25 protein-coding genes are annotated in these 22,128 nt (G+C 33.3%); 22 read left to right on the top strand and 3 right to left on the bottom strand.

Going from position 1 to position 22,128, the window contains the following annotated elements; all coding sequences use genetic code 11:
• Positions 1 to 18: 18 nt before the first annotated feature.
• The gene (locus L0669_RS16605; RefSeq protein WP_173972873.1) at positions 19 to 306 is read left to right on the top strand and encodes a DUF3817 domain-containing protein; all 288 of its coding nucleotides are present in this window, start codon (positions 19 to 21) and stop codon (positions 304 to 306) included.
• A complete protein-coding gene (locus L0669_RS16610; RefSeq protein WP_173972874.1) occupies positions 299 to 1,555 on the top strand; it encodes a mechanosensitive ion channel family protein in 1,257 nt (418 codons plus the stop codon). Before L0669_RS16605 ends, L0669_RS16610 begins: the two co-directional genes overlap by 8 nt.
• Positions 1,556 to 1,652: 97 nt before the next feature.
• Here L0669_RS16610 and L0669_RS16615 read toward each other — a convergent pair whose 3' ends face one another.
• Positions 1,653 to 2,081, bottom strand: a complete 429-nt coding sequence (locus tag L0669_RS16615; RefSeq protein ID WP_263758892.1) for a hypothetical protein — start codon at positions 2,079 to 2,081, stop codon at positions 1,653 to 1,655.
• A gap of 174 nt (positions 2,082 to 2,255) precedes the next feature.
• Between L0669_RS16615 and L0669_RS16620 the strand changes: the two genes are divergently transcribed.
• From L0669_RS16620 to L0669_RS16635, 4 genes are all read left to right on the top strand, one after another.
• Positions 2,256 to 2,660 carry a glyoxalase gene (locus L0669_RS16620; protein ID WP_263758893.1) on the top strand — a complete coding sequence of 135 codons (405 nt, stop codon included), beginning with the start codon at positions 2,256 to 2,258 and terminating at the stop codon, positions 2,658 to 2,660.
• 132 nt (positions 2,661 to 2,792) lie between these two features.
• Positions 2,793 to 3,176 carry a hypothetical protein gene (locus L0669_RS16625; RefSeq protein WP_263758894.1) on the top strand — a complete coding sequence of 128 codons (384 nt, stop codon included), beginning with the start codon at positions 2,793 to 2,795 and terminating at the stop codon, positions 3,174 to 3,176.
• A gap of 11 nt (positions 3,177 to 3,187) precedes the next feature.
• Entirely contained in the window at positions 3,188 to 3,763 is a 576-nt protein-coding gene (locus tag L0669_RS16630) for a Crp/Fnr family transcriptional regulator (RefSeq protein ID WP_263758895.1), read from the top strand.
• A 371-nt stretch (positions 3,764 to 4,134) separates the two neighbouring features.
• Entirely contained in the window at positions 4,135 to 5,106 is a 972-nt protein-coding gene (locus L0669_RS16635; RefSeq protein ID WP_263758896.1) for a quinone oxidoreductase family protein, read from the top strand.
• 384 nt (positions 5,107 to 5,490) lie between these two features.
• On the opposite strand, the gene L0669_RS16640 is transcribed toward L0669_RS16635, so the two are convergent.
• Together L0669_RS16640 and L0669_RS16645 are read right to left on the bottom strand one after the other, a co-directional pair.
• On the bottom strand, positions 5,491 to 7,233 hold the full coding sequence (locus L0669_RS16640) for a DUF885 domain-containing protein (protein WP_263758897.1): 1,743 nt from the start codon (positions 7,231 to 7,233) through the stop codon (positions 5,491 to 5,493).
• Between the two features lie 68 nt (positions 7,234 to 7,301).
• Positions 7,302 to 9,278, bottom strand: a complete 1,977-nt coding sequence (locus L0669_RS16645) for an alpha-ketoacid dehydrogenase subunit alpha/beta (protein WP_263758899.1) — start codon at positions 9,276 to 9,278, stop codon at positions 7,302 to 7,304.
• A gap of 172 nt (positions 9,279 to 9,450) precedes the next feature.
• Between L0669_RS16645 and L0669_RS16650 the strand changes: the two genes are divergently transcribed.
• The 16 genes from L0669_RS16650 to L0669_RS16725 all read left to right on the top strand — a co-directional run bounded on the left by L0669_RS16650 (position 9,451) and on the right by L0669_RS16725 (position 22,125).
• Complete coding sequence (locus tag L0669_RS16650) at positions 9,451 to 10,401, top strand: isopenicillin N synthase family dioxygenase (protein WP_173972669.1); 951 nt, start codon at positions 9,451 to 9,453, stop codon at positions 10,399 to 10,401.
• A gap of 102 nt (positions 10,402 to 10,503) precedes the next feature.
• Positions 10,504 to 10,836, top strand: a complete 333-nt coding sequence (locus L0669_RS16655; RefSeq protein WP_199000842.1) for a translation initiation factor — start codon at positions 10,504 to 10,506, stop codon at positions 10,834 to 10,836.
• A 304-nt stretch (positions 10,837 to 11,140) separates the two neighbouring features.
• Positions 11,141 to 12,010, top strand: coding sequence for a nucleoside phosphorylase (locus L0669_RS16660; protein WP_173972671.1), 870 nt, complete (start codon positions 11,141 to 11,143; stop codon positions 12,008 to 12,010).
• An 80-nt stretch (positions 12,011 to 12,090) separates the two neighbouring features.
• Positions 12,091 to 12,528, top strand: coding sequence for a DinB family protein (locus L0669_RS16665; protein ID WP_263758901.1), 438 nt, complete (start codon positions 12,091 to 12,093; stop codon positions 12,526 to 12,528).
• Positions 12,528 to 13,001: a DUF4265 domain-containing protein gene (locus L0669_RS16670; RefSeq protein WP_263758903.1), complete on the top strand. Its 474-nt coding sequence runs from the start codon at positions 12,528 to 12,530 to the stop codon at positions 12,999 to 13,001. Before L0669_RS16665 ends, L0669_RS16670 begins: the two co-directional genes overlap by 1 nt.
• Before the next feature lie 48 nt (positions 13,002 to 13,049).
• A complete protein-coding gene (locus L0669_RS16675; protein ID WP_263758904.1) occupies positions 13,050 to 13,901 on the top strand; it encodes a substrate-binding domain-containing protein in 852 nt (283 codons plus the stop codon).
• Between the two features lie 21 nt (positions 13,902 to 13,922).
• On the top strand, positions 13,923 to 14,855 hold the full coding sequence (locus L0669_RS16680) for a transglutaminase-like domain-containing protein (RefSeq protein ID WP_263758906.1): 933 nt from the start codon (positions 13,923 to 13,925) through the stop codon (positions 14,853 to 14,855).
• A 468-nt stretch (positions 14,856 to 15,323) separates the two neighbouring features.
• The gene (locus L0669_RS16685; RefSeq protein ID WP_173972676.1) at positions 15,324 to 15,692 is read left to right on the top strand and encodes a hypothetical protein; all 369 of its coding nucleotides are present in this window, start codon (positions 15,324 to 15,326) and stop codon (positions 15,690 to 15,692) included.
• Between the two features lie 263 nt (positions 15,693 to 15,955).
• Entirely contained in the window at positions 15,956 to 17,542 is a 1,587-nt protein-coding gene (abc-f, locus tag L0669_RS16690) for a ribosomal protection-like ABC-F family protein (protein ID WP_263758907.1), read from the top strand.
• 648 nt (positions 17,543 to 18,190) lie between these two features.
• Positions 18,191 to 18,511 carry an ArsR/SmtB family transcription factor gene (locus L0669_RS16695; RefSeq protein ID WP_263758908.1) on the top strand — a complete coding sequence of 107 codons (321 nt, stop codon included), beginning with the start codon at positions 18,191 to 18,193 and terminating at the stop codon, positions 18,509 to 18,511.
• A 9-nt stretch (positions 18,512 to 18,520) separates the two neighbouring features.
• Positions 18,521 to 18,988, top strand: a complete 468-nt coding sequence (locus L0669_RS16700; protein WP_263758909.1) for an SRPBCC domain-containing protein — start codon at positions 18,521 to 18,523, stop codon at positions 18,986 to 18,988.
• A 6-nt stretch (positions 18,989 to 18,994) separates the two neighbouring features.
• Positions 18,995 to 19,378, top strand: a complete 384-nt coding sequence (locus tag L0669_RS16705; RefSeq protein WP_263758910.1) for a DoxX family protein — start codon at positions 18,995 to 18,997, stop codon at positions 19,376 to 19,378.
• Between the two features lie 10 nt (positions 19,379 to 19,388).
• Entirely contained in the window at positions 19,389 to 19,946 is a 558-nt protein-coding gene (locus tag L0669_RS16710; RefSeq protein ID WP_263758911.1) for a DUF4256 domain-containing protein, read from the top strand.
• A 20-nt stretch (positions 19,947 to 19,966) separates the two neighbouring features.
• Positions 19,967 to 20,545, top strand: a complete 579-nt coding sequence (locus tag L0669_RS16715; RefSeq protein ID WP_263758914.1) for a YdeI/OmpD-associated family protein — start codon at positions 19,967 to 19,969, stop codon at positions 20,543 to 20,545.
• 86 nt (positions 20,546 to 20,631) lie between these two features.
• Positions 20,632 to 21,591, top strand: coding sequence for a hypothetical protein (locus L0669_RS16720; RefSeq protein WP_263758915.1), 960 nt, complete (start codon positions 20,632 to 20,634; stop codon positions 21,589 to 21,591).
• Positions 21,592 to 21,618: 27 nt separating this feature from the next.
• A complete protein-coding gene (locus L0669_RS16725) occupies positions 21,619 to 22,125 on the top strand; it encodes an endonuclease V (RefSeq protein ID WP_263758916.1) in 507 nt (168 codons plus the stop codon).
• The last annotated feature ends 3 nt before the right edge of the window (positions 22,126 to 22,128 follow it).

The following is a 22,128-nucleotide window of genomic DNA, read 5'->3' on the forward strand; positions in this document are numbered from 1 at the left end:
AATTTAAAATATATATACATGCTCAAGATTTTCAAAGTTACCGCAATTTTAGAAGGAATCTCTTATTTAGTATTATTTGCTAATATGCTCGTTATCAAAAACAGTAATCCTGAACTTTATCATACTTTTTTACGCCCATTAGGAATGACGCATGGTGTATTATTTATAGGATATATTATATTGGCAGTTTTATTAAGAAAGTCTCAGAATTGGGATTTAAAAACTTTTGGAATTATACTGATTGCTTCTCTTATTCCGTTTGGAACTTTTTATATAGAGAAGAAATACTTAGAAAATAATGCATAAACTTTTGGATAAAATATTTAACTTTTTATATCCGCTTTTTAGGGATTGGGGAATGAGCCGCAACTTTGCGTCGTACATAAGCCTTGTCCTTAATATTGCTATTATGGTAGCTCTGGCATTTGCCATCTATTATGTAGCAAAATTTGTTTTAGTAACCCTTACTGCAATTTTTGCCCAAAAAACAAAAACCAAGTTTGATGATTATCTAATTCATAATAAAACCACTAAGTATACTGCTTATTTAATTCCGTTTTTCTTTATATACAAAGCGGTTCCTATTATTCTGGATAAGTATGAATATTGGGAATCTCTTTTTGGAAAAATAGTAGGTATTTATATCGTTCTAATCAGTTTATGGATTATAAGAACGATTTTTAATGCTTTACGCGATTATTTAAAACAAAAACCTGAATACAGCGACAAGCCTATTGATAGCTTTGTTCAGGTTATTATGATTGTTCTTTGGATTTTTGGTGTGGCGATGATTATTTCGACGCTTTTCGGAATCAAAAAAGGAGAATTATTAACTATTTTAGGAACACTTTCGGCGATTATTATCTTGATTTTCAGAGATACGATCTTAGGATTTGTTTCGAGTGTTCAGGTTGCTATAAACGACATGGTGCGTATTGGTGACTGGATTACGATGGATAAATTTGGTGCCGATGGTGATGTGATCGAAATAAACCTGACTACGGTAAAGGTTCGAAATTTTGACAACACCATTACCACGATTCCTACTTATGCGTTGAGTTCTGATTCTTTCCAGAACTGGCGAGGCATGCAAAAATCTGACGGAAGACGTATCAAAAGGCATATTTTAATAAAAAGCAGCAGTATTCGTTTCCTGAATAATGATGATCTGAATCATATGAAACGCGTTCAGCTTATTAGTTCTTATATTGAAACCAGACAAGCCGAAATCGAAAAATACAACGATTTACGCGGTGTAGATAAATCTTTGTCGCTTAATGGTCGAAATATGACCAATTTAGGATTGTTCAGAAAATATATCATGCAATATTTGATAACGCATCCGGGATTGAATAAGGATATGCATATTATGTGCCGTCAGCTGCAGTCGAGTGCGCACGGAGTTCCGTTAGAGATTTATGCTTTTTCGAGCGATAAACGCTGGGCGAATTACGAATATATTATGGCGGATATTTTTGATCATGTTATGGCTTCGGTTGTTTATTTTGATCTTGAAATATTCGAACTACCGTCGACGATTGGGCCTTTAAGTTAGTTCTCAGTCTCAGTTTTCAGTTTTCAGTTTTCAGTCTCAGTTTTCAGTCTCAGTTTTCAGTCTCAGCTAAACTGAAAACCGAGACTGAGACTGAAAACTATTTTTTCTCTTCAAAAACAAACTTCGAGTTGTGGTATTCTATTGGTGTTCCGGGCATGAAACATGGTAGATTGAAGTACGTTGTAATAATGCCGCTTCCTAAATATAATTTGTTTTCTTTTTTTAGCAAAGCTAATGGAATTCTTTTCCAGCTTCCTCCGTTGGATATAAAATGAAAATCGCCTCTTAAAGTATCTCCTTTTATATCTCCCCTAACATCTCCTGAATCTTTGCCTTGTTGATAATACGATCTTTCGTAATGTCCAAAAAATCTTTTGTCATTAATATTTATAGATAAAATTGCGGTGTCTTTATCGTTTATAGCATGATATATAATATGCTTGTACTCGCTTTTCTTGTCTTTAGAATTGCAGGACACGATTAAGATTACGATTGAAATTAAAAACAATAAAGATTTTATATTCATAGGTTGAAAGCTTTTTTTAAACCATATAAGTCAAGTAAGTTCATTTAAAGCTTTATGCTTAATTTGAGATCACTTATACTATTTTGTATCTCTAATATGGTGAAATTTTATTTATAATTCATATAGCAAAACTAATTTTCGCATTATAATTTTTTCTAAATTTAAAGAAAAAACATGGAAGATAGAGATGCTTTTTTAAGAGAATTCAGAGGAGAAACTTTAGGAACTGTAAGCGCTCAATCTTCACCGGATGAGTTGTTTCAAAATCAGACGATTAGACCTATTTTAAAACTTCAAAATGATTTGTTTATTGCGGTTTTTATCAACTATGTTAATAAAAACAAAGCTGATTTCTATTCGTATACAGTCGAGAAGAAATTGCAAACGATCGAAAATTCCATTCAGAAAGATATTAAGTTCCGAAATTCGTTAAAAGGGATTGTTATGGCGCTTTTTACTATTGAAGAATACGATACTTACATTCAGAATTCATCTAGTTTGAATAAACGAATGATGAATTTATTGATTGATCGTTTGAAAAGCCAGGTGCAATTGTTTGAATTGGAAACTAATAATTAAATATAAATAATGTCGATTAGAACTTTTTGGATAATCTTAATTAAAATCTTAGGATTAATTTTAGTTTCTGGTGCTTTAATTTTTGTTCCACAATCAATTTACTTTTTATATTATGCTATTAAAAGCGGAGATTTGATAGATTTATTACCCATTGTGGCTTTAAATTTAGTCCTGTTCTTGAGTTATTTTTTAATAGTCCGTCTTTGTTTTTATAAAACAAACTGGATTGTTGATAAATTAAAACTCGATAAAGGTTTTAAAACAGAAAATATTGAACTAAATTTTGAATCGAGTAAAATAATTTCTATTGCTATAATTGTGATTGGAGGTTTACTATTTATTGATAATATTCCAGTTCTATTTCGAGAAATTATGATTTTCTCTCAGGATAAAAATCTATTCAAAGATTATCCCAAATCTGGCTGGATTATTTTTTCTTTTTCTAAAGTAATAATTGGTTATTTATTGATGACGAACAGTTTTAGAATTGCAAAATTGATAGAAAAACAGAAATAATTTAAGTTTTTATGTTTCATCTATTCCGAAATAAATTCCCTTTAATTGATGAAAAATGGCTGGAATATACTGGTTATTTCAATCGCGCTGAAATTCCTGCGAAAACCACTCTTCTAGAAGAAAGCGAAATTTCAAAAAAGCTTTTTATTATCGAAAAAGGCTGTATTCGGGTTTGGTTCAATAATAACGGAAAAGATCTCACGACTCAGTTTTTTTTCGAAAATCAGAGTGTGGCTTCTATCGAAAGTTTTATGAAGAAAATACCAAGTCCGGTAGTCATTGAAACTATCGAACCTGCTATTGTCTGGTGGATTCATAAAAATGATCTGGATAAAATTCTGGACGAAATCAAAGAAATTCCTGAATTAAGAGAACGTTTAATCAATATGCTTTTTGAACGTACTTTCGATTATATGAAATATTTCGTCTCTTTTATAAAAGACTCTCCTACTCAGCGTTATCTTAATTTAATTGAAGAAAGACCTGAAATTATTCAGCGCGTTCCGCAACATTATATTGCTTCTTATCTTGGTGTGACAACGGTTCATTTAAGCCGAATAAAAAGCAAATTACTACATAATAAATAATTAAATTTTACCATATATTTCACCATATAAGTAATATAAGTTCATTTAATTTTTTTGCTCATAAATTCCTTATACGATTTGTCATTCCGTAGGAATGTTTCATCGGTAGAAAAATGTTGCAGGTCACGTTTACGTTCCGTAGGAACGTTTGATATGTTAGATGGTTTAAAAAAAATGATGATGTCAAAACAAACGTTTCTACGGAACGTAAAATAACGGTAATAATATCACCGTATAAGTGATATAAGTTCATTTAAATTAAACTTATAATCTCTTATATAACTTATATGGTTTATTATTGCATTTGATAACAAATGTTATCGTCTCCCCATAAACGGCTGCCTAATTTTGCTTTATAAAATTTAATAATTATGAAAGCAGCAGTTATTTATAAAAAAGGCGAATTGCCAAAATATGCAGAATTTGCAGAACCAATTATTCAAAACGAAAATGAAGTTTTAATTTCGGTTAAAGCCGTGGGGATTACTAATCTTGATAAAGGAATCGTAAGCGGAGATCATTATTCGTCAGAAAATGAAAGTCAAAACGGAACCGTAATTGGCAGCGACGCCGTTGGTATTTTAGAAAACGGAAAAAGAGTTTACGCCCGCGGAATTAACGGAACTATTGCCGAAAAAGCTCTTGTAGAAAAAAACAGAATGATTCCGTTACCTGACGGAATAAGTGATGCTATAGCTGCATCAATGCCCAATGCTGTGGCGGGTTCAGCTATGGCGTTACGATTTAGAGCCGGAATAAAATCCGGAGAAACGGTTTTGATAAACGGAGCAACCGGTTTTACAGGGCAAATGGCGATTCAGGTTGCTAAACATTATGGCGCAAAGAAAATAATTGTAACCGGAAGAAACGAAAAAACGCTTCAAAGTCTTTTAGAAATTGGCGCAGACGAAATTATCTCTTTAAAACAAGATGATGAAGCAATTGTCGCGCAACTTAAAGTCATTCACTTAAATAGTCCGATAAATATTGTTTTGGATTATTTATGGGGACATCCTGCAGAATTAATTCTAACGGCTTTAAAAGGAAATGGTTCGTTTACCACCAAAGTTAGATATGTAACAATTGGAGGAATGGCCGGCGATACGATTCAATTATCTTCAGGAATTTTAAGAAGCGTTGATCTTCAGTTATCAGGTTCAGGATTAGGAAGCTGGACGAAAGAGGAAGTTAAATTATTGTTTACCGAAATTCTTCCGGAGATGTTTCTTTTAGCTGTTCAGAACAAATTGCAGGTAAATATTGAAACTACGAGTTTAGTTGATATCGAAAAAGCCTGGAATATTGAAGTTCCTGATGGTAAACGATTGGTGGTTTTGGTTTAATTGGACACGGATTAAGCGGATTGCTAAAGCAAAACGCGGATAAAAACGGATTTTTTTTAGCGATGTAAATTATCTGTAAAGTTTATCATCTCGACGAAGGAGAGATCACACAAGAAACTCGACAAAGATTGGCGAATATCTAAACGGAAATACTAATGTGATCTCTCCTTCGTCGAGATGACAATTTGAACTAAAAACATTCTTATGAAAATGATTGCCCTAGCCCCGATAGAAGAGGAAATCCTTTTGTGCCGGTGTTCGGCGCAAAAGATTGAAACGGATAGCGGGATTAGCTCCTAAAAAATTTCCATAAAAGCTGGAAAAGAAAAAAGGTTTGATGAAATTACTCTCATCAAACCTTTTTCTATAAAATAGTAATAAAAATTACTCTTTCGATATCATCAATTCTTTGATGTATTTTACCGGAGCGCTTCCAAAACTTAAGAATTTTTCATGGAATTTTTTCAAGTTGAATTTATCTCCTTCTTTCTTTTTAAGTTCTTCTCTTAGGTTATAAATTTCAGTATATCCTGTAAAGTAAGAACACAATTGAACCTGAGATAAAGTAACGCGTCTCCATTTTCCGTCAGCTTCAGCTTGTTGTTGAAAAGCTTCTTTGGTCAATAAATCGATTGCCGCTTCTTTAGACATGTTTTTAGTGTGAACACTAATGTCTAAAATGGTGTTACAAGTGGCTCTTAAGTTCCATTTGTAGTACATCAACCACATTTCGTCAGAGTTTTTATAACCGCTTTCTAACATCATTTTTTCAGCATAAACAGCCCAGCCTTCAACCATTGCACCGTTTCCTAAGATCGATTTAATGATACTTGGCGATTGATTGCTGTATACCAATTGTGTGTAATGTCCGGGAACTGCTTCGTGGATATTTAAAATCTGAAGAATATAATCGTTGTATTCGCGTAAATAACTTTCAGCATTTTCAGCCGTCCATCCTGCTAAACTTCCTACGTTATAATAAGTGTTTGCATTTTTATCGTAAGGTCCAGGCGCAGAAATAGATGCTCCTGCAACTCCTGCCATATAAGCTGGCTCTTTACGCACTACAAGTGGTTTCGACGGATCGATGTATAATAAATCTTTAGCTTTTACATACGCCGTTAATTCCGGAATTTGTTTTTCAATTTCAGACTGAAACTTTTCTGGTGTAGTATGTTGCAATGAAATTTTATCAATAACTTGTTTGATTAATTCCAGTTTGTTGGTTGGTTTAGCTTCGTTTCCTTTGTATTTTGTCCAAAGTTTATCAGCCAAAACAAACATTTTATCGTGTAAGTCTTTTTTATGATCGTTTGCTACTTTAAAAATCTCATCAGCTGTGTAGCTTGACTGAATATCAAAGTTGAATTTTTTAGCATATAAATCTGCTCCTAATCTAAAAGAACGTGGCGTTTTGTTTGGTGTGTTTTTTAACCAATCTGCATAATCTGCAATTGCTTTTTTAGCCACTTTAGCTTTATCTAAAAGTTCTTTTTTCTCCGTATCGCTTAATTTACTTTGTTGAACTACAGGAGTTAAGTCAGTATCAAAAACAGATGAACCGCCAAGATTTTGCGCAATTGCAAGCTCAGTATGTTCGATAGTTGGGTTTTTGATGTTCTTTTTTGCAGCTTCGTAATAAGCAGGAACATTTTTTAGTTTAGCGCTAAAAGCACGCAAACGAACTTCTAAAGAATCATATTTTCCGTTTAAAATTTCTGCGAAAGATCCGCATACATTGTATTCAGATGGATTCCATTCTGATGATTTTAATTCTTTTATGCTAAAAATAGTCGCTTCAAGCTGATTTTTAATCATTTGAAAATCGGTCTTGTTGTTATCAGACAAATTTTCGATGTCGTATTGCTTTAAAGAATCTAATTGAGCATTGACAAACTCAAGCTGAATTTTTTCTTCGCTCGCATCCGGAATAGACAAAATACTGTCGTATTTATGGTAGCCAACGCCAGAAGCCCAACCTGGATTAATTTTCCATAAAGAGGTTACAAAACCATCTTTATACTTGTCGAATTTTGCATCTAAAGCTTTATCTTCGTTAGACTTAGTGCTTTTGTTGCAGGAAATAAGTAGCGAAATTGCAAGAATCGGAACAAACAGTTTTTTCATAAGTTAATTTTTTAATGGTTTAAAGATAAAAAAAATGTTCTTTATGCAAAACAATTTGCCATTTGTAATTAATATTTCAATAATTCTGATAAAACTTTCTCGAAACGATTTTTAGGTAAAAACTGATCTTCTAATGCTTTTGTAAACGGAATTGGCGAATCTAAACTCGCGACTCTTTTTACCGGAGCATCCAGATACTCAAAACATTCCTCCATAATCAAGGCCGAGAGATCGCTTGCAATTCCTCCAAACAAAGTATCTTCCTGATAAATAATTACTTTTCCGGTCTTTTTTACAGAAGCAAAAATCGTTTCAGTATCTAAAGGTTGTAAAGTTCTTAAATCGATTAAATCAGCTTCAATTTCAGGATTATGGGCTAAAGTTTCTAAAGCCCAATGCACAGGAACACCAAACGCTATAATCGTAACCTGATTTCCTTCTTTTAATAAAGCTGCTTTTCCTAAAGGAATCGTATAATAATCTACAGGAACGTCCTGATAAACGCTGCGATACAATTGTTTATGTTCAAAAAACAAAACCGGATTTGGATCATTTATAGCGGTATTCAGCAAACCTTTTGCATCGTACGGAAAAGCCGGATAAACGACTTTTAATCCCGGAGTTTTAGTGAACCAGGCTTCATTGGTCTGAGAATGAAAAGGCCCTGCCTGCGTTCCGCCACCACAAGGCATACGAACCACAACATCGGCTTTTTCGCCCCAGCGATAATGAGATTTTGCCAGTAAATTGACAATTGGATTGAATCCTGTAGAAACAAAATCAGCAAATTGCATTTCGACAATCGCTTTATAACCATTAATAGATAATCCCATTCCGGCAGAAACTACGGCACTTTCGCAAATTGGTGTATTTCGCACGCGGTCTTTTCCGAATACATCTACAAAACCATCCGTGATTTTAAAAGCGCCACCATATTCGGCAATATCCTGACCCATAAATACAAGATTATTATGGCGTTGCATAGATTGCTCTAAACTGTTTCGGATAGCGTCTATAAAACGAACATTTTTAATTTCGTCTGATGGATTAACTTCTTCATATTGATACGGTTTATATACATCATCTAATTCACCGCTATAAGTAGGAACGATTTCCGGTTCAGCGTTGGCAATGGCTAAATTCTCATCGATTTCCTGTTTGATTTCGGCGTGTAATTGCTCATCGAATTCGGTGGTTAAAACCCCAATTTCGGTTAAATAATCTCTATAATTACTTACGGGATCTTTGGCAGCCCATTCGTCCATTAATTCCTGCGGAACGTATTTTGTACCACTCGCCTCTTCATGACCACGCATTCTAAAGGTTTTAAACTCTAATAAAACCGGATGCGGATTTTCCTGCATCTGCTCTTTTAGCTGAGATAATTTGTTGTAAACCTCCAGAATATTATTTCCGTCAATAATATAACTGTCAATACCGTAACCAATACCTTTATCAGCTAAATTTTCGCAGGCATATTGTTCGTTTGTAGGTGTCGAAAGTCCGTAACCATTGTTTTCGATGATAAACATGACAGGCAATTTCCAGACAGCAGCAATATTGAGTGCTTCGTGAAAATCTCCTTCGCTGGTTGCTCCTTCTCCCGTAAATACTGCAGTAACTTTTTTATTATGCTGAAGTTTATCGGCCAAAGCGATTCCGTCTGCGATCCCTAATTGCGGACCCAAATGCGAAATCATTCCGATAATTTTATATTCTTGGGTTCCAAAGTGAAAACTACGATCCCTGCCTTTCGTGAAGCCGTTTGCTTTTCCTTGCCATTGCGAGAATAAACGGTGCAAAGGAATATTTCTTGTGGTAAATACTCCCAGATTTCGGTGCATTGGCAACACATATTCAGAATCATCTAAAACAGCTGTAACGCCTACTGCAATTGCCTCCTGCCCTATTCCGGAAAACCATTTTGAAACTTTTCCTTGTCGAATTAAGATAAGCATCTTTTCTTCGATCAAACGGGGTTTAAGTATTTTTTTATATAAATCTAATAATTGAGCATCAGTAAGGTTTTGTCTGTAAAAGATCATTTGGTTCGTGGTTTTAGTGTTTCAAATATAGAAAAATACAACAATTTTATTGGTTTTTGTTATAATATTTTAATTTTAATATAACTTTTAAAAATCAAATTTAAAAAAATCTCTACCTTTGTTATTGAAAGGCTTAATAACACCTTTTATCCTATAAACAAAAATGTAAAGTATGCAAAACATTCCTAGTGTAGACTTACGTGATTTCCTTTCGGACGACCCGAAACGTAAACAAAAATTTGTAAATGAAATCGGCAGTGCATTTGAAAACATTGGCTTCGTAGCCCTAAAAGGTCACTTTTTAGATGATCAGTTGGTAGACGAGCTTTATGGCGAAATTAGAAAATTTTTCGCTTTGCCAATAGAAACTAAGCATAATTATGAGATTCCCGGAATTGGCGGGCAAAGAGGTTATGTATCTTTTGGAAAAGAACATGCAAAAGGACGTAAAGAGGGTGATTTGAAGGAATTCTGGCATTTTGGTCAGTATGTGGATGCAGCTTCTAAGTATGCTTCAGAGTATCCTGATAATGTAGAAGTTAAAGAGTTACCTCGTTTTAATGTTGTAGGTAAAGAAGCGTATCAAATGCTTGAAAAAACAGGTGTTTATGTGTTAAGAGCTTTGGCTTTGCACTTAGGTTTAGATGAGTTTTATTTTGATCAGTATGCAAAAGAAGGAAACTCTATCTTAAGACCAATTCATTACCCACCTATTACTTCTGAGCCTGAAAATGCAATTCGTGCAGCTGCTCACGGAGATATTAACCTGATTACTCTTTTAATGGGAGCTCAGGGTAAAGGATTACAAGTTCAGAATCATGATGGCGAATGGATTGATGCTATCGCAGAAGATGATCAGTTGGTAATTAATGTTGGAGATATGTTATCAAGACATACCAACAACAAACTAAAATCGACGATTCACCAGGTAGTAAATCCGCCAAGAGAATTATGGGGAACTTCTCGTTACTCTATTCCGTTTTTTATGCATCCTGTAAGCGATATGCGTCTGGATTGTTTAGAAAACTGTATTGATGCTGAGAATCCTAAGAAATTCGAAGATATTACTGCGGGAGATTATTTATACGAACGTTTAGTAGACTTGGGATTAATTAAAAAATAAACTTTTTTAAATCTCAATATTTTTAAATTCCAAATTCCAAGTACTCATTGGGATTTGGAATTTAATTTTTAGAAACAATAAATTTGGAATTTTTATAAAATTATGGACTTACAAGATCAATTAAAAAATTTATTCCCGGATCACGTAGAATCAAATGAGCCTGAAGAGGTTCAGGAGCAGGATCATGTGCTTTATATTCAAAAAGAGCCAATGATTTGTAAATTCGAAAAGCGAAAAGGAAAAGCCACTACTATTATCGAAGGTTACGAAGGATCTGACGAAGACTTTAAAATTTTGGCCAAAGAAATCAAAACAAAACTGAGCGTTGGCGGGACTTTTAAAGATGCTTCGATCATTATTCAAGGCGATTACCGAGATAAAATCATGGAAATCCTGAAAGCTAAAGGGTTTAAAACAAAACGTGTTGGAGGATAATAATTTTAGATTTCTGATTTTAGATTTTAGATTCCAAATTGGACGAATTTAATCGCAATCCCGATAGCTATCGGGAGCTAAAGAATAATAAATATAAGTTTTAATAAAAACGATAAATTCGCAAAGCTTTGTCTTAAAAAATTAGATTTCCAGTTATTGAAATTTCAAAAAAAAAATAAAATAAAAATCAGTGACAATCTGTTCAAACCGTTAAATCTGCGGGCATTATAAGACACAAAATTATACGTCTCGACAGAAAACCTTAAAACCTCAGAACCTTTGCCACTTTGAACCTTAAAAAATTATGATACAAAACTCAGAATTAATACTTAATCCAGACGGAAGTGTTTACCATTTAAACTTACTTCCAGAACATATTGCAAATGATATAATTTTTGTTGGAGACCAAAACAGAGTCGAAAAAATTACTCAGTTTTTTGATTCAATTGAATTTTCGACTCAAAAAAGAGAATTTAAAACTCAAACGGGAATTTACAAAGGCAAAAGAATATCGGTAATGTCAACCGGAATTGGGCCTGACAATATTGATATCGTGGTAAACGAATTAGATGCTTTGGTAAACATCGATTTAAAAACGCGTCAGCCAAAAGAAGAATTAACTTCTTTAAATATTATCAGAATTGGAACTTCAGGTTCTTTGCAGGCTGATATTCCTGTAGATAGTTTTGTTATGTCTAAATTTGGTCTAGGATTAGACAATATGCTTCGCTCCTACCTGATCGACGAAGTTTCTAATGCAGCGATTGAAGATGCTTTTATTCACCATACCAATTGGGATATTAAAAAAGGAAGACCTTACGCTATTGCCTGTTCTGAAAAATTAGAAAAAATAATCGAATCAGATAAAATATTTAAAGGAATTACAGCTACAGCCGGAGGATTCTACGGGCCACAAGGGCGTGTATTGCGTTTGAATATTCAGGACGAGGAATTAAACAGTAAAATGGATAATTTTACGTTTAATGACGAAAGAATTACTAATTTAGAGATGGAAACGGCTGCGATTTACGGGCTTTCGGCGCTTTTAGGACATAATGCATTATCATTAAATGCTATTATTGCAAATCGTGCAAGCGGAACTTTTAGTGAAGATCCTTATAAAGCTGTAGACGAATTGATTACTTATACATTGAATAAACTGGCTCAGCAATAATTAGAGAATTAGTCAATTAGAAAATTAGATAATTCTTGTTAGGGCTGGAATAGTATTCATTTTGAAAAATTAGATAATTCATGGAAGATGCTATTCTTAAATTTGAGAAATTATTGAATGAGAATGTCAATTTTTTTCCAACGATAAGCAGTGAGATTTTAGAAGCTAAAATACCTGGAAAATGGTCTAAAAAAGAGATTTTAGGCCATTTGACAGATTCAGCCATTCATAATCTGGTTCGTTTTACAGAAATTAATTATCTCGAAAAACCTTATCAGCACAGGCCATATAATCAAATAGATTTAGTAAATTTAAATCAGTATCAAACAATGGATATTGAAGAATTAACGCAATTGTGGTTTGCGATAAATAAACAAATTATCAGAATCATGAAATCTGTTGATAATGAGGCTTTAGATTACAAAATAGTTTTGAGTGATGAGTCGGTTATTGATTTAAAGTTTCTAATGACAGATTATGTAGCGCATTTAGAACACCATATAAACCAAATTAGATAATGGCAGAAACGCATAAAAAAATATTATTTAAATATTATAGTACCTATCTGGAAGAAATTGTTTCAGAAACCATGTGGGCAGAAATTATAGATCTCGAGAAAGGATATTTTAAACTGGATAATATTCCTTTTTTTGGTCCTTTGATCGCGACCGATGATATTTTTCGTGCTGAATATGATGAAAACGAGAAAGTTTTCATGCACAAAGAAACCATAGAAAACTCAGGAAATTCGATCGTTCAGGTTTTGGTTTTAGAGGAAGGATTTGACAAGGAAATTATCAGGGAAAAACTAAAAACAATCAATTGTGTTTCAGAAGTTTTAAACGACACGTTTTTTGCTGTTGAAATCGTGAGAAACACAGATTATTCATTAGTAAAAAGTATATTAGATGAGTACGAATCGCTGGCTGTTATAGAATTTGCAGAGCCATGTCTTTCTGATAAACACAGAACAGATTTATTAAAAAACTAAACAAACAACAAACTTAGAATACGCTTACCAAACTTAAACTTAACTAAAATGAAAACTGTAAAAATTGTAGGTGTTCCTGAACACTTCAACTTGCCATGGCATTTATGCATCGAAAATGGCGAATTTGAAGCAGAAAATATTGATTTGCAATGGAAGGACATTCCTGAAGGTACCGGCAAAATGTGTCAGATGCTGCGTGATGGCGAAGCTGACATCGCTGTAATTTTGACTGAAGGAATAGTAAAAGATATTGTGGCAGGAAATCCAAGTAAGATTGTTCAGGTTTACGTACAATCGCCTTTGATCTGGGGAATTCATGTTGCCGCAAAATCAGATTTTCAGAGTGTAAAAGATCTTAAGGATAAAAAAGTAGCGATTTCGCGACTAGGTTCAGGATCGCAATTAATGGCATACGTTAACGCGCATGAGAATGGCTGGAAAACGGATGATTTGCAGTTTGAAATCATTAATACAATCGACGGAGCTGTTGAAGCGCTGACAAAAGGAACTGCAGATTACTTTATGTGGGAACGTTTTATGACTAAACCACTTGTAGATCAGGGAATTTTCAGAAGAGTTGGCGACTGCCCTACTCCATGGCCATCGTTTGTAATCACGGTTCGTGACGAATTCCTGAAAAAGAACCCGAAAATTGTGGAGAAAATATTAGAAATAATAAATAAAACTACGCACGATTTTACTCAGATTCCAAATATAGATAAAACATTATCAGGGCTTTTTAACCAAAAAATTGAAGATATTCAGGAATGGTTGAAACTGACACAATGGTCTCAGAAGAATTTAAGTGAAAAAGCATTCCTTAAAATTCAAAATCAGTTATTTGATCTGGGAATTATTGATAAAAAAAGTACTTTTGTTGAAACGGTAAAAGCGCTTTAAATACTTGCTTTTTGAATTCTTATGATAAAATTCCCTAAAATTGACTTTCCGCAATTAAAATCCAAACTACAGGTGAAATCTCCCTGGGACAGGATTATTATTATGCTGTTGAGTCTTTTAATTACGATTCCGATTTTTATCATACTGCATCAAAACCTGATCGATTTAGAATGGGCTTTCAATTTAGACCGTATCTTTATTTTTATATTCGTTTTTGCTACTATTTTCTTTCTGTTAATGTATTTGCGAACCATTATCATTTTATGCATCGCGGTTTATTTATTAGTTTTAATTTATGGTAGTGTTATAGGAAATTATGGTTTCAGCGAAATCTCCGAAGATTATAATTCGATGATTTACACCATGTCAGATAATCCTTTTCCACAGGATATTATTGTGGCAAAGCTGCTTCCGTTTCCTAACAAATCAAAGATTATCAATGCTATCGAATATCAGAATCCAAAAGTTCGAAATTTCGCTATTATGTCTACGACAAAGCATTTTAAAGGCATAAAAGGATATTCGGATTACAGAACCATCATTCAGTGTTTTGCTGTGTTTAAAGAGATCAATAGTCGTTGGAATTACGTAAACGATCCTAAAGAAGGCGATTATATTGCTACAGCGAGCGAATCATTAGAATATTTCTCCGGCGATTGCGACGATCATTCTATTTTGATGGCCGCGGCAATTCGCTCTATTGGCGGAACTCCAAGGTTAATTCATACCAAAGGACATATTTACCCTGAAATCCTTATCGGATCGATGATCGATCTGGAAAAAGTCAATTATTTGATTAAAAATGTACTTTTTGTAAAAGAAAGTTCCGGTAAAAAGATTCATTATCATATTGATGAACGTGGTCAGGTTTGGATGAATCTTGATTATACGGCTAAATATCCCGGCGGACCATTTATGTATGAGGAGATTTTAGGGGCTTTGACTTTGAAATAGCTTTTTTTTTGAGGCGCAAAGGTTCAGAGTTACAGAGGTTCAAAGGTTTTTTTAGCCCGCAGATTTGGCGGATTTAGCGGGTCTTACGCAGATTTTTTTTTATTTAAATCGAAAATTTTTAATATATCAGTTTTGACGAAGAGACGCACAGCAGTGCGTCTAACTCATGTATAAGACTCATTACTGTGCTTCTCTACAATTATATTGAAGATACAACAATTTAAATTGCAATACCACAACATTAGCGTGGTTTGCGGTTCATTTTTTACTCTTTACAAAACCTTAAATAGGATTTTCAATATTAACTGTTAATTTATTAATCATCACGCAATCAAAAGTTTAAAATTAGGCCTCTCAAATATAATTTTGTAGGTTTAATTACTGATTCTTTTATAAATATTTGATTTTTAGATTTTTAATTAAAAATAATTTTGTAATTTTCTGTGGTCTAACTTTAATCACAAAATCATGAAAAAATCTAAATTATTGATCTTCGGAATTGCGTTATTAGCAGTATTAATGGTTTCATGTCATAAAGGCCGAAATAAACTGGTGAACTCCTGGAAAATTACAGCAGTTGATCCTAAAATGCCTATTTCTGATTCTATAAAAAATATAATTCTGACTCAGGGGCAGCTTACTTTTACAGAAGACGGACATGTGACGGGATATTTACAAAGAGAAATAACTGATGGTACTTTTGCTTTGACAAAAGGTGGGAAAAGTTTAGTGATAAAAGATGAAACAGGAACCCCGTATCCTTGTGAAAGCACTATAACAGATGACGAACTGATATTAGACAGCAAAGAGATGAAAATTACACTCAAAAAAATATAAACTGAGTTACTATAATTTTATAAAACCACGTTGTACAAATACAGCGTGGTTTTTTATTTTAATTTAAATCGAGTTATTCTTTAGCTTTTTGAATGTGAACCATTATTAATTTCTTCTTTTTTAATAAAAATAAATTGCAAATTGTATCTTTGCAATCTTAGATAAGTACAATATTTTATGTGAAAAATAATTTCTTTCAGACAATTTAGAGGGTAAACGGCAATTGCGGTTACTCTATTTATTCATCTTTATAGAAAGAAGTTATGCTTACTCTACAAAACATTTCATATAAACACAACAACGGTGATTTATTGTTTGACACTATTAGTTTTACAGTAAATAATCAGGAAAAAATAGCGCTAATTGGTAACAACGGCGTAGGAAAATCAACTTTATTAAAAATCATTGCAGGCGAATTACAGCCATCCGCTGGAGATCTCAGAATTAGTTCTGATCCTTATTATATTCCGCAGATTTTTGGACAATACAATCATTTTACAATTGCCGAAGCTTTACGTGTTAATCATAAACTAAAAGCTTTTAAGGAAATACTGGACGGAAATGTCACTGAAGAAAATCTGGCGATATTAAACGATGACTGGACTATCGAAGAACGTTGCGCCAATGCCTTAAAGTACTGGCAATTATCTGACCTGGATTTAACTGAAAAAATCGGAAATTTAAGCGGCGGACAAAAAACAAAAGTCTTCCTGGCCGGTATTTTAATTCATGAACCTGAATTGGTTTTACTTGACGAACCCAGCAATCATCTCGATAAAGCGACCAGAGAATTGCTGTATAACTTTATCTCGTCTACAAATTGTAGTCTGATTATTGTGAGCCATGATCGAAAGCTGCTCAATCTCTTGAATACGGTTTACGAACTTAGTAAACGCGGTATTACTATTTACGGTGGTAACTATGATTTTTATGCTGAACAAAAGCAAATTGAAAATAATGCTTTGAATCATGATCTTCAGAGTAAGGAAAAAGCGTTGAGAAAAGCCAAAGAGAAAGAGCGTGAAACTTCAGAAAGGCAACAAAAACTTGATGCACGAGGGAAAAAGAAACAGGAAAAATCAGGTGTTGCACGCATTATGATGAATACTTTGCGTAATAATGCCGAAAACAGTTCGTCGAAACTCAAAAGTGTTCATGTCGAAAAAATAGATGGAATCTCGAAAGAATTGAGAGAACTTCGCTCCTCTTTGCCGGATATTGATCAGATGAAATTTGGTTTTGATAATTCGGTTTTACATAAAGGCAAGATTCTTTTTAAAGCAAATGAAATAAACTTTAGTTATAAAGAGCAATTGCTTTGGAAGAAGGATTTAAACCTTGAAATCACAAGTGGCGAAAGAATTGCGCTTAATGGCCAAAACGGATCCGGTAAAACCACTCTTATTAAAATTATTTTAGGCAAACTGATTCCAAAATCAGGAACGGTTTATATTGCAGAAAATAAATCGGTTTATATCGATCAGGATTATTCGTTGATAGATAACGAACTCAAAGTTTACGATCAGGCACAGCGATTTAATAGTTCAGGATTAGAAGAGCATGATATAAAAATGAGATTGAATCGTTTTTTATTTCATAAAGAGTATTGGGACAAGCCTTGTAGTGCTTTAAGTGGCGGTGAAAAAATGCGATTAATGCTTTGTTGCTTAACGATCAATAACGAATCGCCGGACATTATTATATTAGATGAACCAACCAATAATCTGGATATTCAGAATGTCGAAATCCTGACCGCTGCGATCAATGAATATCTGGGAACATTAATCGTGGTTTCTCACGATGAATCTTTTTTGGAACAAATTAATATTCAAAAAAGCATTTCGCTTTAAAAAATGAAGGAATTTATTGTTAATATATTGTTAATTTACTTTTTAATTCTTACTTTAGCTAAACTAAAACATTTATAATCAATTAAGTAAAAAGAATTATTTAAAAAGTAAATCTATGATCTTAAACCATAAAAAAATATTTTTAATAGATAGTTTGGGTGCTTTAATTTCTGCTTTTTTGTTGGGAATTGTATTGGTTCGATTTGAAATAGTTTTTGGTATGCCTAAAGAAGGATTGTTTATACTGTCTATTTTGGCTTGCTTTTTAGCGCTCTACTCTTTTGTGAATTATATACTTGTGATAAAAAACTGGCGGTTTTATCTTAAAATTATTGCCTGGATCAATCTTATATATTGTTGTTTAACGATTGGTTTTATCACTTATTTTCATAGAAAAGTTACTGCTTTGGGATGTGCATATTTTTTCATCGAGATTATAATTATACTCATTTTGGCTAATATTGAAATTAATGTCGCAAAAAGCAAAGAGACATGATTTTGATTTAATATATACAATTTTAAAGCCTTTAGAAACAGCTGTTTTTAAAGGCTTTTTTGTGTAACTGTTTGATATATAGTAAAAAAAATAGCTAAAAAATTTTGCGCAGTCAAATAACTGCATTATATTTGCAGTCAAATAACTGCACAATGGAAATTCGTAGAGATGTATTTCAGGCCATAGCCGACCCTACCCGCAGGGCTATATTAAGTTTAGTTGCAATGCAAGCCATGACACCTGGCGTTATAGCAGAAAACTTCGATTCGTCGCGACAGACGATTTCAAAACATATTCAAATCCTTACTGAATGTGAATTGCTAAGTCAGCAGCAAAACGGAAGAGAGATTTATTATCTAACCAATGCAAAGAAAATGAAAGAAGTAGCTGATTTTATTGAGCCATTCCGCCAAATGTGGGACGATCGCTTTAATAAATTAGAAAATATTATGAAAAACTACAAACCTAAATAATAAACTACTATGGAATTAAAAACAAAAATTAATGCCAAAGACGGTCAACAGGATCTTTTCATTACAAGAGAATTTGATCTTCCGCTAGAATTACTTTTTAAGGCCTACACTGAGCCTGAAATTGTAGCGCAATGGATGAGTACAAATGTGCTCAGACTTGAAAATAAGAAATATGGAGGTTATCAGTTTGAGACCAGCGATCCTCATGGTAAAGTGGTATTTAAGGCCAATGGCGTAATTCATGAATTTAGCCCTAACCTGAGAATTACACGAACTTTTGAAATGGAGAACTCCCCTTTTGCCGCGCAACTTGAATTTTTAGATTTCGAATCCATTTCTGAAGAAAAAAGTAAACTGACAATGCATGTTATTTATAAAACAGCTGATCTTCGTGACCAAATGCTAAAATTGCCTTTTGCACAAGGTATTAATATGGCGCACAATAGATTACAAGAAACAGTAAACCAACTAAAATAAAACATCATGACAAAAAGAAACAAAATTATCTATTGGGTTGCCACTCTTTGGCTTTCATTAGGCATGACGGCAACGGGAATTGTACAAGTAATAAAAATGAAAGAAGAGGTCGATATGATGCATCATTTAGGCTACCCTATTTATTTTCTGACCTTGTTAGGAATCTGGAAAATATTAGGTGTCATCGCCGTATTAATTCCTAAATTTACTTTGCTAAAAGAATGGGCTTATGCAGGATTCTTTTTTGCCATGTCCGGAGCTGTTTTTTCTCATTTGGCTTCCGGTGATGAAGTTATTACTCTTTTTGGGCCGGTATTGTTGTTAGTATTGACAATTTTATCCTGGTATTTTAGACCTCTTGAAAGAAAACTTATTGCATCTCAATCCTAATTTAATCATTATGAAAAGTACATTATCTACAGATCAACAAGAAGCATTGCTGAGTGTTTTAGAAACTCGTTTTGAAAAGAATATGCAACGCCATAAAGGTTTAGAATGGAATAAAGTCCTGGCAAAACTACAAGCTAATCCGGATAAATTAGCGTCAATCGACGAAATGGAAAGAACTGAGGGAGAACCGGACGTTGTTGGTTATGATGAAAAAACAGGCGAATATATTTTTTACGATTGTTCTGCTGAGAGCCCTAAAGGGCGCAGAAGTATATGTTACGATCATGAAGCATTAGAAAAAAGAAAAGAACATAAGCCCGCAGACAGTGCCCTGAATATGGCGGAAGAAATGGGAATCAAAATCCTAAACGAAGAACAATATAAAGAGCTTCAGAGATTAGGTAAATTTGATTCTAAAACGTCGAGCTGGATCGATACGCCTTCTGATATCAGGAAATTGGGTGGTGCCTTATTCTCAGATTTTCGTTATAATACTGTTTTTGTCTATCATAACGGAGCTGATTCGTATTATGCTGCAAGAGGTTTCCGCGGATCGTTGCGTGTTTAATTTATTTAAATAAAGTTGATATGAATCCTAAAGTTGATTTTTATTTTGATGAAGCCAAAAAATGGCAAAAAGAACAAGAGGAATTAAGGCAAATTGCGTTAGATTGTCAATTAACAGAAGAACTAAAATGGGGTTCTCCTTGTTATACTTTTCAAAATACTAATGTTGTTTTGATACATGCATTCAAAGATTATTGTGCGTTTTTATTTTTTAAAGGCGCTTTACTAAGCGATACCGATAATCTGTTGATCCGCCAATCTGAAAATGTTCAGGCAGGAAGACAAATACGTTTTACGAATCTTCAGGAAATTTTAGATCTTAAATCGATTCTGAAAACCTATATTTATCAGGCTATCGAGGTTGAGAAAGCGGGACTGAAAGTACAATTAAAGAAAACGAAAGAGTTTGAAATCGCAGAAGAATTTCAAAAGAAATTAGATGAAGATTCCAAATTAGAAACCGCATTTAAAGCTTTAACTCCCGGAAGACAAAGAGCTTATTTACTGTATTTTTCGTCTGCAAAACAATCTAAAACACGAGAGTCAAGAGTCGAGAAATGTATTGATCAGATTTTGGATGGTAAAGGATTAGACGATTAAAATAAACTTATTCTTTTTTTGAAAAATGGTAAAGAATTGAAGTAGGTTTTTATCTATATTAGCATCAATTTTACCAAAACCATTTAATGAAAACAACTTTAACCCTACTCTTTTCTCTCAGCATTTTTACTGCATTTTCTCAAACCGAAGCACAGGTATTTCAGTATACTTATGAAATGTCAAAAGAATATCATAATAAGCCTGCTTATTCTTTTAAAACAAAAAAATACGTTCCCGAAAAACTTTTTATTACTTCTAAATGCAGCGCAGATGTTTTGCAAAAATCGGCTAATGTATTGGCGCAGAATGCGGTTTTATCGATAAGAGAAAAAGATCGCAATCAGGTTGATGTTATGTTTGATGCTCAGTTTCCGCCTGAATACAATTGCGAGTCATTTGGATTGGTTAAACTTCAAAGCGTTGGCAGCAATTTGTATAATTCTAAAAACAAAAAAATTGAATTATCAGATAGTGGTTTTTTGAATCTTGGAGGTAAATTCAAAGAAGATTCAAATACAGCTTTAGAATATCAAACGATTAACAAACAGTCTATTACATTAGATAATAAAGACGTGAAACTAAAAGGAAGTATTTCGTATGAATTGTCATTTTTAACCGATTATTCAATCCTGAAATTAAATAAGTCAAATGTTGGGAGTACTATCGAGATCAACGGCCTAAAATATCAGCTTGTAGAGGTTTATAACAATAAGGTTATTTTGAAAAAAGAGAACAAATCAACTTTAGAAAATAACATCAAATTGCTCATCTTCAATAAAAACAAGGAACTATTGGTTTATGATGAAGATTCATCGAATTCTTTGATCTATAGTCAGGCTTGCGGTCAGGAATATTTTGATTTTATATCAAAGAATAAAAACTACACTTTCGAGGAATATAAAAAGCAATTGAGTCTTAAAGATATTGTTACTAAAGAAAGTTTGTATATAGTGCTGCAAGGTGTTGGTGACATTGAAAATGATTTTATTTTATACGAACCAAAATATGAGCTTAAAAAACAGTTTGACGTAAAAATAAAAGGGTAATATTATACTTAAAATTAAAAAGAAACCATGATATTAGCCTTTGATACGTATTACTACGACGGAAAAGCAAAAACAGTTTGTCTTGAATTTGAAGAATGGAACGAAAGTAAAAACTTTAAAATTCACGAAGAAATTATCGATAATGTCGAACAATATATTCCCGGAGAATTTTATAAAAGAGAATTACCTTGTATTATTAGTTTGCTCAATAAGATTGATTTAACCCATATTGAAGCCATTGTTGTAGATGGTTTTGTGTATTTAGACGATGAAAAAAAATATGGTTTAGGTGGACGTTTATATGAACAACTCAATCATAAAATTCCGATTATTGGTGTTGCCAAAACCAATTTTGCTGCAATCGAAAAAGACAAACTTGCCTTGGTTAGAGGCGACAGTAAAAAGCCGCTGTATATTACGGCTATTGGTATTGCGTTAGACGATGCTTTCGCGAAAGTGGCAAGTATGGCTGGAGAATATAGATTTCCGACATTGCTAAAAGAATTAGACCGATTAACGAAAGAATTGTTGTAATTT

The sequence above is a fragment of the Flavobacterium bizetiae genome (assembly GCF_024271895.1).
Classification (GTDB): Bacteria; Bacteroidota; Bacteroidia; order Flavobacteriales; family Flavobacteriaceae; genus Flavobacterium; species Flavobacterium bizetiae.